Annotated in this window: 10 protein-coding genes; 6 read left to right on the top strand and 4 right to left on the bottom strand. The window is 72.8% G+C overall.

Annotated elements, in window-relative coordinates; genetic code table 11:
• Position 1: 1 nt before the first annotated feature.
• From ACIBBA_RS25085 to ACIBBA_RS25070, 4 genes are read left to right on the top strand one after another with little or no spacing between them, the layout of a single operon-like run.
• Positions 2-1,210 carry a CehA/McbA family metallohydrolase gene (locus tag ACIBBA_RS25085; protein WP_396700395.1) on the top strand — a complete coding sequence of 403 codons (1,209 nt, stop codon included), beginning with the start codon at positions 2-4 and terminating at the stop codon, positions 1,208-1,210.
• Positions 1,201-2,112 (top strand): sugar phosphate isomerase/epimerase family protein, encoded by a 912-nt coding sequence (locus ACIBBA_RS25080; protein WP_396700394.1) that lies wholly within the window; start codon positions 1,201-1,203, stop codon positions 2,110-2,112. The genes ACIBBA_RS25085 and ACIBBA_RS25080 overlap by 10 nt, the downstream gene beginning before the upstream one ends.
• Positions 2,109-3,257, top strand: a complete 1,149-nt coding sequence (locus tag ACIBBA_RS25075) for a Gfo/Idh/MocA family protein (RefSeq protein WP_396700393.1) — start codon at positions 2,109-2,111, stop codon at positions 3,255-3,257. Before ACIBBA_RS25080 ends, ACIBBA_RS25075 begins: the two co-directional genes overlap by 4 nt.
• On the top strand, positions 3,254-6,004 hold the full coding sequence (locus ACIBBA_RS25070; protein WP_396700392.1) for a hypothetical protein: 2,751 nt from the start codon (positions 3,254-3,256) through the stop codon (positions 6,002-6,004). The genes ACIBBA_RS25075 and ACIBBA_RS25070 overlap by 4 nt, the downstream gene beginning before the upstream one ends.
• 768 nt (positions 6,005-6,772) lie before the next feature.
• Here the strand turns inward: ACIBBA_RS25070 and ACIBBA_RS25065 are convergent.
• The 4 genes from ACIBBA_RS25065 to ACIBBA_RS25050 form a co-directional block, all read right to left on the bottom strand.
• Positions 6,773-8,149, bottom strand: a complete 1,377-nt coding sequence (locus tag ACIBBA_RS25065; protein WP_396700391.1) for a permease prefix domain 1-containing protein — start codon at positions 8,147-8,149, stop codon at positions 6,773-6,775.
• The gene (locus tag ACIBBA_RS25060; protein WP_350873700.1) at positions 8,146-8,511 is read right to left on the bottom strand and encodes a PadR family transcriptional regulator; all 366 of its coding nucleotides are present in this window, start codon (positions 8,509-8,511) and stop codon (positions 8,146-8,148) included. The genes ACIBBA_RS25065 and ACIBBA_RS25060 overlap by 4 nt, the downstream gene beginning before the upstream one ends.
• Before the next feature lie 74 nt (positions 8,512-8,585).
• Complete coding sequence (locus ACIBBA_RS25055) at positions 8,586-10,607, bottom strand: GTP-binding protein (protein WP_396700390.1); 2,022 nt, start codon at positions 10,605-10,607, stop codon at positions 8,586-8,588.
• Between the two features lie 257 nt (positions 10,608-10,864).
• Entirely contained in the window at positions 10,865-12,217 is a 1,353-nt protein-coding gene (locus ACIBBA_RS25050) for a hypothetical protein (RefSeq protein WP_396700389.1), read from the bottom strand.
• A gap of 445 nt (positions 12,218-12,662) precedes the next feature.
• On the opposite strand from ACIBBA_RS25050, the gene ACIBBA_RS25045 reads away from it, so the two are divergent.
• On the top strand, positions 12,663-13,709 hold the full coding sequence (locus ACIBBA_RS25045) for a LacI family DNA-binding transcriptional regulator (RefSeq protein ID WP_396700388.1): 1,047 nt from the start codon (positions 12,663-12,665) through the stop codon (positions 13,707-13,709).
• A 38-nt stretch (positions 13,710-13,747) separates the two neighbouring features.
• A complete protein-coding gene (locus ACIBBA_RS25040; protein ID WP_396700387.1) occupies positions 13,748-15,343 on the top strand; it encodes an FAD-dependent oxidoreductase in 1,596 nt (531 codons plus the stop codon).
• Positions 15,344-15,352: the final 9 nt, after the last annotated feature.

The raw sequence follows: 15,352 nt of genomic DNA, 5'->3' as shown, positions 1-15,352 counted from the left end.
CATGGTGGCGCACCGGGGCCGCTGGACGCTGACGGACCGCGCCGAGAACGTGCTGCGCACCCTGCCGGTCACCGTGGCGCCCGGCACCGCCGCGCTCACCGTACGCCTCGACTATCCCCGGCAGGCCGGGGTGCTCGACCTCGGCTGCGTCGGGCCGGCCGGCTTCCGTGGCTGGTCCGGCGGCGCCCGCGACAGCTACACGGTTGCCGCCGGCTGGGCCACCCCCGGCTACCTGCCCGGCGAGCTGGAGCCCGGCGAGTGGCAGGTGCTGCTCCGGCTGCACCGCATCCCGCCCGAGGGGCTCAGCTACGAGGTCACCGCCACCACCAGCGCCAGCGCGCCGCCCGAGCCCACCGGGCCGCCGGCCCCACCCCGCCCGCAACGCCCGCCCCGCCGGAGCCTGCCCGAGGTGGACGGCCGCCGCTGGCTCGCCGGTGACCTGCACGCGCACACCGTGCACAGTGACGGTGCGAGCACGATCGACGAGCTGGCCGCCCTGGCCGCCGGTCGCGGCCTGGACTTCCTCGCCGTGACCGACCACAACACCGTCAGCCACCACCCGTGGCTGCCCGCCGCCTCGGCCCGCTACGACATCACCCTGGTGCCCGGCCAGGAGGTGACCACCGACCGGGGCCACGCCAACGTCTTCGGCCCGGTCGGCTGGGTCGACTTTCGCCAACCACCGGACGAGTGGGCGGCCACCGCGGACCGGGGCGGTGGGCTGATGTCGGTCAACCACCCACTCGGCGGCGACTGCGCCTGGCGGCAACCGCTGAGCACCCCCACCCGACTCGCCGAGATCTGGCACTCCGGCTGGTGGGACCGCACCTGGGGCGCCCCGCTGGCCTGGGCCCGGGCGTGGCGACCGGACGTCGTACCGATCGGCGGCAGCGACTACCACCGCCCCGGCGACGACGCCGCGCCCGGCTCCCCCACCACCTGGCTGCTGGTCGACGACGACCGGCCGGCGGGTACGGCCGTGCTCGACGCGCTGCGCGCCGGTCGTACCGCCGTCTCCGCCGACCCCGACGGGCCGCTGCTGCTGCGCCTCGGTGACGAGCTGCTGGCGCTCGACGCGGACGGCGCGCTGCTGGGCTACCCCGACGGCAGTCACCGCGTGGTCCACGGCGACCGGTGCCGGCTCCCCGCCGGCGACGGCCTGCACGTCCTGGAATCCCACCGCATGGAGGTGATCGCACTGTGCAGCTGACCGGACGAACCAGGGTGGCCGGCGCACCGGTCAACCACGGCATCTACCAGCCGGACGACAGAGAGCTGGGCCCGGACGACCTGCTCGGCGCGCTGGCCCGGGACGGCTACGAAGGGATCGACTCCGGGCCGATCGGCTACCTCGGCACCGGCGAGGAGCTGACCCACCGGATGCGGACGGCCGGCCTCGGTCTCGCCGGCGGCTGGGTCGACCTGCGCTACGGCGACCCCGACGGGTTCGCCGCGGATCTGGCCCAGCTCGACGCGGCGCTCGACGCGTTCACCGCCGTACCCGTCGACGACCCGCGCTTCGCGCCCCGACCCACCCTCGCCTGCCCGGGCAATCCGGCCCGGATGGCCCGACCCGGCATCCCGACCGACCTGACCTCGGCGCTGCCGGCGAGCGCCTGGCCGGACTTCGCCGCCCGCGTGCAGCAGGCCGCCGACCGCTGCCGCGACCGCGGCCTGGAGCCGGTGTTCCACTACCACCTCGGCACCGACGTGGAGACCGAGGCCGAGGCCGACCGGCTGCTCGAACTCACCGACATCGCGGTCTGCCTGGACACCGGGCACCTGCTGCTGGCCGGCGGCGATCCGGTCGCGGCCGCCCGTCGGTGGGCCGGACGGATCGGTCAGGTGCACCTGAAGGACGCCGACCTGGCCATCCACGAGCGGGTCCGAGCGGCCGGCGGCGGCCTGGCCGACATGGTGGCCGCCGGCGGGTTCTGCCCGCTCGGCGCCGGCGACGTCGACTTCGCCGGGGTGTTCGCCGGGCTCGACGCGATCGGCTACACCGGCTGGCTGGTCATCGAACAGGACGCCCCCGCGCAGGGGCGCGACCTCGGCCGCACCGTGGCCGACCAGAGCGCCAACCGGCGCTGGCTCGAAGCGGCGCTGCGATGACCGAGCCGGGCAAGCGGATCCGGATCGCGGTGGCCGGGCTCGGCATCATCGCCCGCACGGTGCACCTGCCGCTGCTGCAACGCCGCGCCGACCTGTTCGAGATCGTCGCCCTCGGCGACCTCTCCCCCGGCCGGGTGGCCGAGCTGGGCGGCCGGTACGGCGTCGAGCCGGGCCGCCGGTACACCGACGCCGAGGCGATGCTGGCCGACGGCGGGTACGACGCGGTGCTGCTGGCGACCTCCGGCTCGCACGGCGAACTCGCCGCGCAGGCCCTGCGCGCCGGGCTGCCGGTGCTCTGCGAGAAGCCACTCGCCTACACCCTCGCCGAGGCGGACCGGCTGGCGGAGCTGGGCGGCGGGGCGTCGGCGCTGATGGTCGGCTACATGAAGCAGTACGACCCCGCGGTCGCCGAGGCCGCCCGGCTGCTCGACGGGCTCGGCGGCGCGCAGCGGGTGCACGCGGTGGAGGTGACCGTCCTGCACGCCGGCGGCGAGCGGCAACTCGCCTTCGCCAACCTGCCGCCGGCGCCCGGCGACGTGCCGCCGGCCGAGGCGGCCCGGCTGCGCACGGCCGACTCGGCGCTGCTCGACGCGGCGGTCGGCGGTGACGCCGGCGCGCGCACCCTCTACCAGATCCTGATCAACAGTGTCTGCCACGACCTGTCGCTGCTGCGGCTTCTCACCGGTCCACCGGCCACTGTGGAACACATCGCGACCTGGTCAGCGGTCCCGGACCTGCCGGTCGAACCGTCGGTGGAGGTCAGCGGGGCGCTGCCGGGCGGGGCCCGCTACGGCATCCGCTGGCTCAACCTGCCCGACTACCCGGCCTACCGCGAGACGGTGACCCTGCACCACTCCCGCGGCTCGCTGGAACTGGTCTTCCCGTCGCCGTACCTGCTCAACGCGCCGACCACGCTGACCGTGGTCGACGCGCGCGGCGACGGCGAGCGGCGGGCGGTGTTCCGGTCCGTCACCGAGGCGTTCGAGCAGGAGTTGGTCGCCTTCCACGCGATGGTCACCGCCGGGGTCGCGCCCCTGAGCGGGCTCGCCGAAGGTGCGGCCGACGTACGGACCAGTCAGCAGGTGGTGCGCCGCTACGGTCAGCTGACCGGTGCGGCGATCAGCGGAGAGGCGGCGAGCGGATGACGCGACCGACCGAGATCATCGTGGTGCCGCACACCCACTGGGACCGGGAGTGGTACGAGCCGTTCCAGCGGTTCCGGCTGCGGCTGGTGGCCCTGCTCGACGAGGTGTTCGAGCGGATGGCGCGCGACGACCGGCAGCGCTTCACCCTGGACGGGCAGCTCGCCGCGGTCGACGACTACCTGGAGGTCCGCCCGGAGCGGCGCGAGCAGGTGATCGCGCTGGTACGTGCCGGCCGGCTCGCCGTCGGCCCGTGGCAGATCCTGCTCGACGAGTTCCTCTGCTCCGGGGAGAACATCGTCCGCAACCTGGAGCGCGGCCTGGCCCGCAGCGGCGACCTGGGCGGCGCCATGCCGGTCGGCTACCTGCCCGACATGTTCGGCCACATCGCCCAGATGCCGCAGCTCCTGGCCCGGGCCGGTCTGGCCCACGCCTGCGTGTTCCGTGGCGTCCCGCAGCAGGTGCGCACCCACGCCTTCGCATGGCAGGCGCCGGACGGCACCAGCGTCCGCACCGAGTACCTGCCCGGCGGATACGGCAACGCGGCCGGCCTGATGGACGACGCCGCCCTGGTCACCCGCCGCGCCACCGACCTGGCCGCCCGACTGACCGGATGGCGCCCCGACGGTGGCGCGTCTCCGATCCTCGCCATGTACGGCACCGACCACGCCGCGCCCGCCCCGAACGCCCCCGACCTGCTCGCCGCGGCGGACGTCGACGGCGTGCGGCTGCGCCTCGGCACCCTCGCCGAGTACTTCGCCACCCAGCCGAGCACCGTCGACGGCCTGCCCGTGGTGCGCGGGGAGCTGCGTTCGCACGCCCGGGCCAACATCCTGCCCGGCGTCATCTCGGTACGCGCCCACCTCAAGCAGGCGATGGGCCGCGCCGAACGCCGGGTCGAGCGGTACGCCGAGCCGCTCGCCGCGCTCTGGCACGACCCGTCCGTGCAGCGGTTCCTGGACATGGCGTGGACGCGGCTCATCGACGCCAGCTGCCACGACTCGGTGACCGGGTGCGGCTGCGACGAGACCGCCGAGCAGGTGGCCGCCCGTCTCGCCGAGGCCGACCAGCTCGGCCGGGCGGTCTGCGACCTGGTCGGCGCCCGGCTCTGCGCCGCCGTACCCCGCGACGGGTACCTGATTTTCAACCCCAGCCCGACCCCCCGGACGGCGCTGGTGCAGCTCGACGTCGAGGCGCCCGCCGACGGCGTCGCGCTGGCCGGGCCGGACGGGCGGGAAGTGCCCGCCCAGGTCCTCGATCGGGCCCGTACGCTGCTCGCCGACGAGGTGGTGCCGGCCGGCGGCCTGCCCGCGGTGCTCACCCGGGTGCACGGCCGGGAACTCTACGGTCAGGAGGTACGCCGGTGGTCGGTGTCGGCGGCCGACGCCACCCTCACCTTCGAGCTGGCCCGGCACGGCGACGCCGCCTTCGACGTGGAGGACGTCCGGCTGGCGCTCGCCGACGCCGGGCAGCCGGACCGGTGGCGGGTGCGGATCGTCGCCGCATCCCGGCTGACCGTCGCGGCGTTGGTCGAGGTCCCCGCGCTCGGTCATGCCGCGGTGCGACCGGTGACCGGCGCTGCCGGTGGGCCGGCCGGGCCGGCGCCGGTGGCGACAGCCGGCGACCGGAGCCTGGACAACCAGCTGCTCCGGGTCGACGTGGCCGAGGACGGCACGCTGCGCCTGTCCACCCCGGACGGGATTGTTGTGGACGGGGTGGGTCGGCTGGTCGACGGCGGCGACGTGGGCGACAGCTACAACTACGCCCCGCCGGCCGTGGACGAGCTGGTCGACAAGCCCCGCGCGGTGCGGGTCGTGCCGCGCCACCGGGGGCCGCTGGTCGCCGTCCTCGACGTGGTCCGGGAGTACCGCTGGCCGGTGGCGGCCGACGTGGACGCGGGTGCCCGGTCGGTCGACCGGGAGGCGATCGTGGTGACCACGCGGGTCGAGCTGCGCGCCGGCGAGCCGTACGTCCGGCTCCGGGTCGAGTTCGACAACCGCTGCGACGACCATCGTCTGCGGCTGCATCTGCCGTTACCGGCCCCGGCCTCCGCCTCCTTCGCCGAGGGGCAGTTCGCGGTGGTGGAGCGCGGGCTGACCGAGGAGGGTGGCGGCGGTGAGGTGCCGCTGCCGACGTTCCCGGCGTCCGGGTTCGTCGCCGCCGGCGGACCGGCGGGGTCGCTGGCGGTGCTGCTCAACCAACCCACCGAGTACGAGCTGACCGACTCCGGGCGGGAGCTGGCCGTCACCGTGCTGCGGTCGATCGGGATGCTCTCGCGCAACGTGCACGCGCTGCGCGACGAGCCCGCCGGCCCGCAGCTGCCCATCCCGCAGGCGCAGTGCCGCGGCCAGCGCAGCGTGGAGCTGGCGGTGCTGCCCTTCCGTGGCGACTGGCACACCGCGGGCGTGACCGAGGCGACCGAGCGCTACCGGCACGAGCTGCTGGCCTTCCCCGGCACGGCCGAGGAGTCCGTCGCTCCGCCGGTCCCGCTCACCGGGCTGGCGGTGACCGGTGCGGGCGTCGTGCTGACCAGCGTCCGGGAGCGGAACGGCCGGATCGAGATGCGGATGGTGGCCGAGACCCCCGACGCCACCACCGCGCTGCTCGGGGCGGGCCGGCCGGTACGCGGCGCGTGCCGGGCCGACCTGCTCGGCCAGCCGGGTGACCGACTGACCGTCGATGCCGACGGCCTGGTGCGGCTGCCGCTACGTGCCTGGGAGATCGCCACGGTGCAGCTCGACCTGGCCTGAGCGGGCGGGCGGGGCCGCTTCCTCGACGGTGACGCGGCCTGCCGGGGCCACCGGTGCCCAGGCGGGCCGCATCGCCGAGGTCCGGGATCCAAAGGGGTCGTCGGTTCGAATCGCGCCGTCCCGACGACAGTCGGAGGGCAGGTCCGATCGACGGATAGGACCCCTGTCGTCGAGCGGCTGTCAGGTGAGGCACCGGCCGTGCGGCAGGGCCCCGAGCACTCTCTGCTGCCCGCCAAGGTGGCCCACCACGCAACCGGCGCCCGCCGACACGGCGTGGCCGGCAGGGCACAGTCGTACGTCATCCGGCCGATGGCGGCGCGGACGGCCTCGGCTGCGGTCTCCGCCTCAGCTCGCTGTCCGGAGGTGAGTTCGCTGCGGCGCAGCTCGTCGTCCACCACCCGCTGGCAGTAGGTGGGGTCGTCGTCCTGGCCGGCCGGTCCGGCCCAGCTGCAGAGGGCGGACGTATCGGCTGGCGCTGGTGTGCCGAGAACGTCGTGCCATTTCAAGTCGGCGCTGGCGGTGGACCTGGTGCCCGGTGCCGGGGACGGCGGTCCGCAGGCGGTGAGTGTCAGGGCAGCGAGCACAAGCCCGAACAGCGCCGCCCGGGCGGGACCGATGATGGGAGCCTGCGCCTGCACTGCCGCAGCATAAGGTCGCGCCGGCCGCTCCGGCGCCCCGGTCGGGGCCGGCCGGCACGGTGTCCGCCAGCGTTTCAGGATGGCGGTGGAGAGTGGACGATGGTCACCAGGGCGCGGCGTCAGACCGGGCCTAGACGTAGCTGAACAGCGGCGGAAAGACGAGGACCACGATCCAGGCCCACGCGGCGTACACCGGCAGGTAGCCGGTCTGCCAACGTTCGAGCGCCGCGAACGGCGTGCGCCGACGGATGAAGGTCAGCAGGAGCCATGCCGACCACGCGAGGTTGACCAGCAGGATGACGTTCTCGCCGAGGGCGGCCGCCCTGTTGGGTGTGCTGCCGTATTCGTCGGTGATGCGCCCGGTGATCTCCAGCAGCACCAGCACGTCGATGGCCAACGCGCTGACCACGAGCGCGAGTTGGAGTTTGTCGAACGGGCGGGGTGGGGCCAGCGGATCGCGGGCCGAGAGCGAGTAGAGCAGCAGCCCCAGCACCACGACCAGCAGAAGGTCGAACAGGATCAGCGCTTCGCGCTCGACGTCGATGCCGTGGCTGGTCCAGACGACGGCGCCGAGGAAGGCCAGGAGGGCGGCCGTGAAGAGCGGGGTGAACAGCCGGGTGAGGACCGGCGCGATGTTCTCGACGACACTCTGCTTGGCCTCGACGAGCCAACCGGCCACGACGACCGCGGCCGCGGCGCCGCAGGGCAGGAGCCACTGCGAGATGAACTGCTCCGGGACGATCCCGATGGCTTGGAAGGTGTTGAACAGGAAGGCGGAGAGCACGCCGCCACCGAGGGCCATGAGCACCAGGTAGATGAACCATTCCCCGGTGAAGCGGATGAAGTCCATGCGTCGACGGGAGGATCGCCAGTCGTCGGCGACGTAGGCCAGGCCGACCACGAGCCACAGGGCGATGGGAAGGTGGATGCTGGTGACGACCACGGACTGCGAGCTGTCCGCCAGGGGGTAGGCGTTGGCGGCGACGGCGCCGAGAGCGAACAGCCCCACCAGGATCGCGATCACTGGCCGCCGGGCTTCGCGGCGCCAGGCCAGGAACGCCGCCAGCCAGGGCAACGCGAACAAAGTGAAGTTCCGGGCGTAGAACGAGCCGTCGTCGTCGAAGCTCAGCCCGAACAGTGCTGGCACCTTGACGGACAGCACCGCGCCGGCCGCGCAGATGAGCATGGCCCACAGGTCCCGACGGGAGCGCGTGCCGGCTACCTGACCGCCGGCGTCGCCGGTCAGCACCAGCTGCTTCCACAGCCGTTCCGAATGCTCCCGGGCGAACTCGCGGGAGAGTTCGTCGAGGCTGCCCATCCGTTTGACCGCGACCAGGAACGCCTCGTCCGGGCTCAGGCCTGCCGCGACGAGCTCGTCAACGGAGCCGCGGAGGTGGTCTTCGAGCTCGTCGGCGTCCGACGGTTGCAGTTCCCTGCGGCGGAGCACGTACTGGCGCCACTGCTGGAACTGCGCTTCCAACTCCTCTTGCCCGTCGTGGTTCCTCATGCGAGGCCCTCCAGCGGGTTCACCGTCAGCGGCACACGGTCCTGCCAGATCTCCTTGAGCGCGTCCACGACGGTGTCCCACTGCCGGCGCTGCTCGGCCAGCTCAGCCAGACCCTTGTCGGTGATGCGGTAGTACTTGCGCTTTCGCTCACCGGTGACCGACTGCCAGCTCGACTCCACGTGACCGAGGCGCTCGAGCCGATGCAGCAACGGGTAGAGCAGGCCCTCGGTCCAGTCCAGCTCGCCCCCGGACAGCTCGTTGATCCGCCTGAGGATGGCGTAGCCGTAGCTCTCGTCCTCGGCCAGGATGCCGAGCACCATCGGTGTCGCCGAGGCGGCGACCAGGTCCTTGGCGACCTTCACGAGACCTCACCCCACTTCCACCCCTAGAACTATGATGCATAGTACTGGCAGGTATTGCCGGGCGCAACGGGCGGTCACGTGTCCCTGCCACCGGTATCCGCGATGCGGCGCGGCACCCGGCGGTTGACGGCCAGCAGGTACTCCTTGCGGTCGGTCGGGTTCTGGTCCCACCGCGCCCGGACGGGCGGCTCGCCGCGCACCGGACGGTGGTGGTCGAAGGCCGACTCGAAGATCCCCTCACCGTGGGTCAGCGTCGGCAGCCGGCGCTCCACGGCACGCACCCGCCGCGCCGGGATCAACCCCTCGACGACGTACGCCTGCCCCTGCGCGGTGGTGGTGTGCGGCTCGGCGTCCAGCCGGGCCAACGTCGGCAGCAGGACGCTGAGCACGTCGGCCGGCGCCTCCAGCCGGAACCTGTGCACCGGCTCATGCACCCGGGTGCCGGCGCACCTGAGCGCCGCGATCAGCACCAGTGGGGTGAGGTTGCGGAAGTCCCCGGCGGTGCTGGACATGCTCTTGTCGAAGGTGCCGTGGGAGTGGCTCTGCCGGGCCCAGTAGCCGGCGTGGGTCATCGTGACGACGCAGTCGAGGACCTGCCAGCCGTACAGACCCTGACCCAGGGTCTCGCGCACGGTCTCCTCGACGGCCGTGAAGAACGCCGGCGGCATGGAGCCACGCTCGACGCCGAGCCGGAACTGGACCCCGCTGCCGGTCTCTCCCGGCGCCACGCGCAGCCCCACGGTGGCCAGGAACGGGTTGGGCGCCACCCCGATCAGCTCGACCGCGCCGCCGGTGCCGACCGGCCGTTCGGCGAACACGGTCGTCGTCTCCCGGAAGTCGACCGCCAGGCCGTACTCGTCGGCGAGCGTCGCCTGGAGCACCTCCTTCTGGACCTCCCCGTAGAGCGAGACGGTGATCTCCCGCCGCACCGCGTCGCGCCGCACGTTGATCAGTGGATCCTGCTCGGCGAGCTCGCTGAGCGCGGCGTACAGGGCCATCTGGTTGGCGCCGCGCGCCGGCACCACCACGGTCTCCAGGCTGGGCAGGGCGAAGTGCCGGACGCTCACGCCGGTGCGCGCCAGCCCGACCGGGTCACCGATCCGGACATCCCCGAGACCGTGCAGCAGCGCGATCCGGCCGGCGTTCACCGCGTCGGCGCGTACGGTCGACCCGCGGTCGAAGACCTCGATCCCGGTCACCGTGGCGATCCGTCCCGCTGCGACGGGCAGTCGGTCCCGGATCCGGACCGTCCCGGCGAAGAGCCGGACGTAGGCGATCTTCTCGCCGGACGGGCTCCGCTCCACCTTGAAGACCACGCCGGACGTCGGGCTCTCCGCGTCCGGTTCGGCCGCGGGCAGCAGCTCGGTCAGTCCGCCGATCAGCGACGCCACGCCCGCGCCGGTGATCGCGGAGCCGGCGAACACCGGGTGCACCACCGCCTGTCGGCTCTGCGCGGCGAGCGCGCCGCGCAACCGCTGGCCGGTCAGTCGCCCTTCGTGCTCGACGTACTCGGCCAGCAGCCGGTCGTCGCAGGCGGTGAGCAGGTCGCGTAGCTCTCGGGTGAAGGCCGGGTCGCCGTCGGCGTGGGGGACGAAGCGGGCGTCGCCGGTGCCGGCCGTGGCGACGGCACCGATCGCCACCACCGATGAAATCAGTCGCTCTGCGATGTCACGCAGCACCCGATCCGGGTCCGCGCCGGCACGGTCGATCTTGTTGATGAAGATCAGGGTCGGTAGCCGCAGGCGACGCAGCGTACGCATCAGCACCCGGGTCTGCGCCTGCACACCCTCGATGGCGGACACCACGAGCACGACGCCGTCGAGCAGGTCGAGGACGCGTTCCACCTCGGCGATGAAGTCCGGGTGGCCCGGGGTGTCGATGAGGTTGACCGTCACCCCGTCGACGACGAACGAGGCGACGGCGGAGCGGATGGTGATGCCGCGCTGCCGCTCCAGCGCCAGGGAGTCGGTCCGGGTGGTGCCGTCGTCCACACTGCCGATCTCGTCGATGACGCCGACGTCGTGCAGCAGGCGCTCGGTCAGGCTGGTCTTGCCGGCGTCAACATGCGCGAGGATCCCGACATTCAAGGTTTTCACGAAGCGTCATGTCCTTCGGGTAGATGAGCATTCCCAGTTGGTTGGACATGAACGCAGCGCGCATCTCTGTTACCTCTCCGGTCGGTTCGCGGTGACCCACCCAGTCGACCAGCCGGCCTTCCGGCTCGGCAACCGAATAAGCCGAACGGGTTGGCTCAGGGCCCCGGGTTCCGGCAGGCCGCGGTCCCGAGCACGCCGGTCGGGGTGCTCGGGACCGCGGCAGGCCAGGCGACACCGGGGTGCCGCGGGCCGGTCGATCAGCCGTTGCCCTGGTCGTGCGGCACGGTGACGGTCACCGTGCAGCCGACCGGACGGCCGATCTCGTCGTGCCCGGCATAGGTCAAGGTGTAGACCCGGTCCCCGCCGCCGGACCGTTCGGCGCGAAGCTGACCGCCGAGGTCGGCGGTGCCGAGGGTGAAGCCCTGGACGTCGGCGGCGTCGCCGCCGGTGACCCCGGTCAGGGCGAACGCGCGCGGCCCGAGCACCCCGTCCGGGAGGTCAGCGGTCACCGTGACGTCGACGAGTTCGTGGTTCGGCGGCCACAGGACCGGCCGGTCCACCGCGCAGTCCAGCTGCCGGGTCGGCAGCGGCTCGGGCAGGGCGGCCACCGCGTGCCCGATCGTCGCGGTGAGCCGGCCGCCGGCTTCGTAGTACATGTGCGCGGTGCGGCCGTCGAAGTAGAACGTCGGCGCGGCCGACCTGCCCAGGTCCGGGGCGACGTCCATCGAGTCGTGCACGACGCCGAGATGGATCTCCTGGTCGAAGTTCTCCCCGACGTCCACGGCGTGCATGTTGCCGTCGGCGGCATGGAAGATCACCAGGTTGCGGTCCTGCCAGCGCAGGAAGAACGGGCCCGACGCGTTCGGGCCCTCGCTGCCCTGCGGGGTGATCAGCGGCTCCGGCTGGATCGTCCAGGTCCGTGCGTCCGGGGACACCGCCCAGCGGATCCGCCGGGACACCGGACCGGTCGGCCCGGGCAGCGCCGCCGTCGGGTTGTCCATGAAGACCATCAGGTACCGGCTGCCCAGCCGCGGCACCGACTGCTCGAAGACCCGGGCGTAGGAGGTCTCCCCGCCGGTGGTGGCGTCCCGGCTCACCGCGGTGCCGCCGTAGTCGAAGTGGATGCCGTCCGCGGAGGTGGCGTAGCGGGTGATCGAGTTCTCGCCGTGGAAGTAGAGGAAGAGCTTGCCCTCGCCCTCGACCCAGACCGCGTGCGGCGAGGAGACGTGGCTGACCGTCGAGTAGTGCGGCAGCCAGGTGTTGCTGACCAACGGGTTGGCCGTGTACTCGGTCCACGGGCCGTCGATCGAGTCGGCGTAGGCCAGGGAGATTCCGCCGGGCCGCTCGTGGGGGGCGTAGTACAGGTAGTAGGTGCCGAGCGGGTCGGGGAAGTAGTCCGCGGCCCGGATGACGCTCGGGAAGATGAACTCGTTGGTCGGGTTGTAGGCGAGGGCGGCCTTGTCGAACGCGGTGCCCACGTAGCTGAACCGGGGGAAGTCGATCTCGGCCTGGTCCGCGGTGGCGGGCGTGCCGGCCACGGCGGCGACCAGCAGACCGGCGCCGACCGCCGCGCCGATGCGGCGGGGCGGTGAGACAGGTTTTCTCGTCATACGTCTTCCTGTTCTCGGGACGGGTCCCGGCCGGGGCGAACGGCCGGGTGTTGCTCGCGCCGGCCGGTCCGTGCGGCTCGGGTCCGGCCGGCGACAGTGGACGTTCCGGGCTCGTTCGGGTGGCCGCCGGGCACCGCGACGGTGACATTCGGTGATGAGGGCAGCGGTGAGCGCCCGGCTATCGGTTTCCGGTCCGGCGTGATAATACGTATTAGCAACGGTGTTCCTCGAATGTTGCTCGCCGACGGGGGCGGCTGTCAAGAGCACCCGGGATCATGGCGCCGACGAAACGCCGAACGGTCGGCGCTTCGGCTAATACGCATTACTCCCGGGTGTTCATCTCGGCGAAATCTCAGTTCACCCTCTTGACACAGGCCGGGACCGGCGGCCAAGCTCCTCCCTACACCGACGCTAATGCGTATTAGCGCCGCCGGAAGGATCCCCCGTGACCGCTACTCCCCGACGAGTCACTCAGCGTGATATCGCTCGGTTGGCCGGTGTCAGCCAGGCGACCGTATCGCTGGTGCTCAACAACCGGGCCGACGCCGAGGTGCGCATCGCCCCGGAGACCCGGGACCGCGTGTTGCGGGCGATCGCCGAGACGGGCTACGCCGCCGACCCGGTCGCCCGCCGCCTCGCCGCGCGCTTCAACCGCATCATCGGCGTCTTCACCTACGAGCCTGCCTTTCCCAGCGGCAGCCGGGACTTCTTCCACCCGTTCCTGCTCGGCATCGAGGAGTACGCCGAGCGGGCCGGCTGCGACCTGCTGCTCTTCACCAGCGCGCCGGTGGTCGACGGCCGACGGAGGATCTTCCACCAGGACAACCGGCTGCGCCTGGCCGACGGGTGCATCCTGCTCGGCCGGGAGATCGACGGCGCGGAGCTGCACCGGCTCAACCGCGACGGCTACCCCTACGTGGCGGTCGGCCGGCGCGACGACGCCGGGGGTCCGGTGCCGTACGTCGGAGCCGACTACGGCAGCGCCGTCGGCCGGCTGGTCGAGCTGGCCCTCGCCCGCGGCCACCGCCGGCTGACCTACCTGAGCATGGGCACCACCGCCGAGTCGTCGCAGGACCGGCACCGCGGATACGTCGCGGCGGCGACCGCCGCGGAGAGCGCCCGCCACCGGCCGGCCACCGCCGAGGACGCCGACGCGGTCCTCGACGACCTGCTCGTCGAGGAGAGCACCGTCGCCTTCGCCGAGGACTTCGCCACCGCGGTCGCGCTGGAGCGGGCCGCCCGGCGACGCGGGTTGACCGTGCCCGGCGACCTGTCACTGCTGACCCTTGGCGACCCGACCGTCCCCGTCCCGACGGACCTGGCCTTCACCGGATTCCGGATTCCGCGCGAGGAGATGGGCCGGCAGGCGGTCGAGGTGCTGGCCAACGTCATCGACGGCAGCGCCAGTGGACTCCAACAGCGACTGCTGCCCTGTGAACTCGTCGAGGGGGACACCCTCGGCGCCCCCGGACCGGCGGTCGGCCGCCGCTGAGCGGCGATCGCGCAACTGGAAGGAAGCAAGTGGTACAGATGCGTGCGGACGTCCTCGTCATCGGTGGCGGGCTGGGCGGCGTCGCGGCGGCTCTCGCCGCCGCCCGCGCCGGCCGGTCCGTCATCCTGACCGAGGAGTTCGACTGGCTCGGCGGGCAGCTCACCAGCCAGGCCGTCCCACCGGACGAGCACTCCTGGATCGAGCAGTTCGGTGCCACCGCGAGCTACCGGGCCCTGCGCAACGGGATCCGGGACTACTACCGACGGCACTACCCGCTCACCGAGCGGTCCCGCGCCTGGACCGACCTCAACCCCGGCGCCGGCTGGGTCAGCCGGCTCTGCCACGAGCCCCGGGTCGCGGTCGCCGTCCTCGAGGGCATGCTCGCGCCGTACCGCGGATCCGGCCTGCTCACCGTGCTGCAGCCGTACCGGCCGGTCGCGGTGGCGACCGACGGGGACCGGGTCGTCGGGGTCACCGTGGCGCACCGCGACCGGGACGAGCGGATCGACCTCACCGCGCCCTACGTGCTGGACGCCACCGAGGCCGGCGACCTGCTGCCGCTCTCCGGCACCGAGTACGTCACCGGGTTCGAGTCGCAGGCCCAGACCGGCGAACCGAGCGCGCCGGCCGAGGCGCAGCCGATGAACATGCAGGCGGTTTCGGTCTGCTTCGCCATCGACCACGTCGACGGCGACCACACCATCGAACGCCCGGCCGGCTACGACTTCTGGCGCGACTACAAGCCGGACTTCTGGGGCGACCGCCTGCTCTCCTGGCGCTCCCCGCACCCGCGCACCCTGGAGATCGTCGAACGCAGCTTCACCCCCAACCCCGACGACGACCCGCTGACCGTCAACGCCGACCAGCGGCTCAGCCCCGGAGACGGCAACCTGTGGACGTTCCGCCGGATCGCCGCCCGGCGCAACTTCACCGCCGGGGCGTACGGCAGCGACATCACCCTGGTCAACTGGCCGATGATCGACTACTTCGAGGGCCCGGTCATCGACGTGCCGAACGCGTCCTGGCACCTGGCCAAGGCGCGCGAACTCTCCTACTCGGTCCTCTACTGGCTGCAGACCGAGGCGCCCCGCCCGGACGGCGGCACCGGGTTCCCGGGGCTGCGGTTGCGCGGCGACGTCACCGGCAGCCGGGACGGTCTGGCCCAGGCGCCGTACATCCGGGAAGCACGCCGGATCCGCGCCGAGTACACGGTGGCGGAGCAGGACCTATCCCTGGACGTACGCGGCGAGCACGGCGCCGTGCACTATCCGGACGCGGTCGGGGTCGGGATGTACCGCATCGACCTGCACCCGTCCACCGGCGGCGACAACTACATCGACGTCGGCTCCTGCCCGTTCGAGATCCCGCTCGGCGCGCTGATCCCGCAGCGGGTGGAGAACCTGCTGCCCGCCGGCAAGAACATCGGCACCACGCACATCACCAACGGCAGCTACCGGCTGCACCCCGTCGAGTGGAACGTCGGCGAGGTCGCCGGGCTGCTCGCCGACTTCTGTCTGGCGCGAGGCGAGTCCCCGCGCGCGGTCCGCAGCACCCCCCGCCTGCTGGCCGACTTCCAGGACCGCATCTCGTCGGCCGGCGTGGAGCTGCGCTGGCCGGCGATCGCGGGCTACTGAACCCCCGGT

This window comes from Micromonospora sp. NPDC051006 (assembly GCF_044456245.1).
Classification (GTDB): domain Bacteria; phylum Actinomycetota; class Actinomycetes; order Mycobacteriales; family Micromonosporaceae; genus Micromonospora.
Note: the sequence above shows the minus strand (reverse complement) of the source record. Positions and strands in the feature narration are given on the sequence as shown.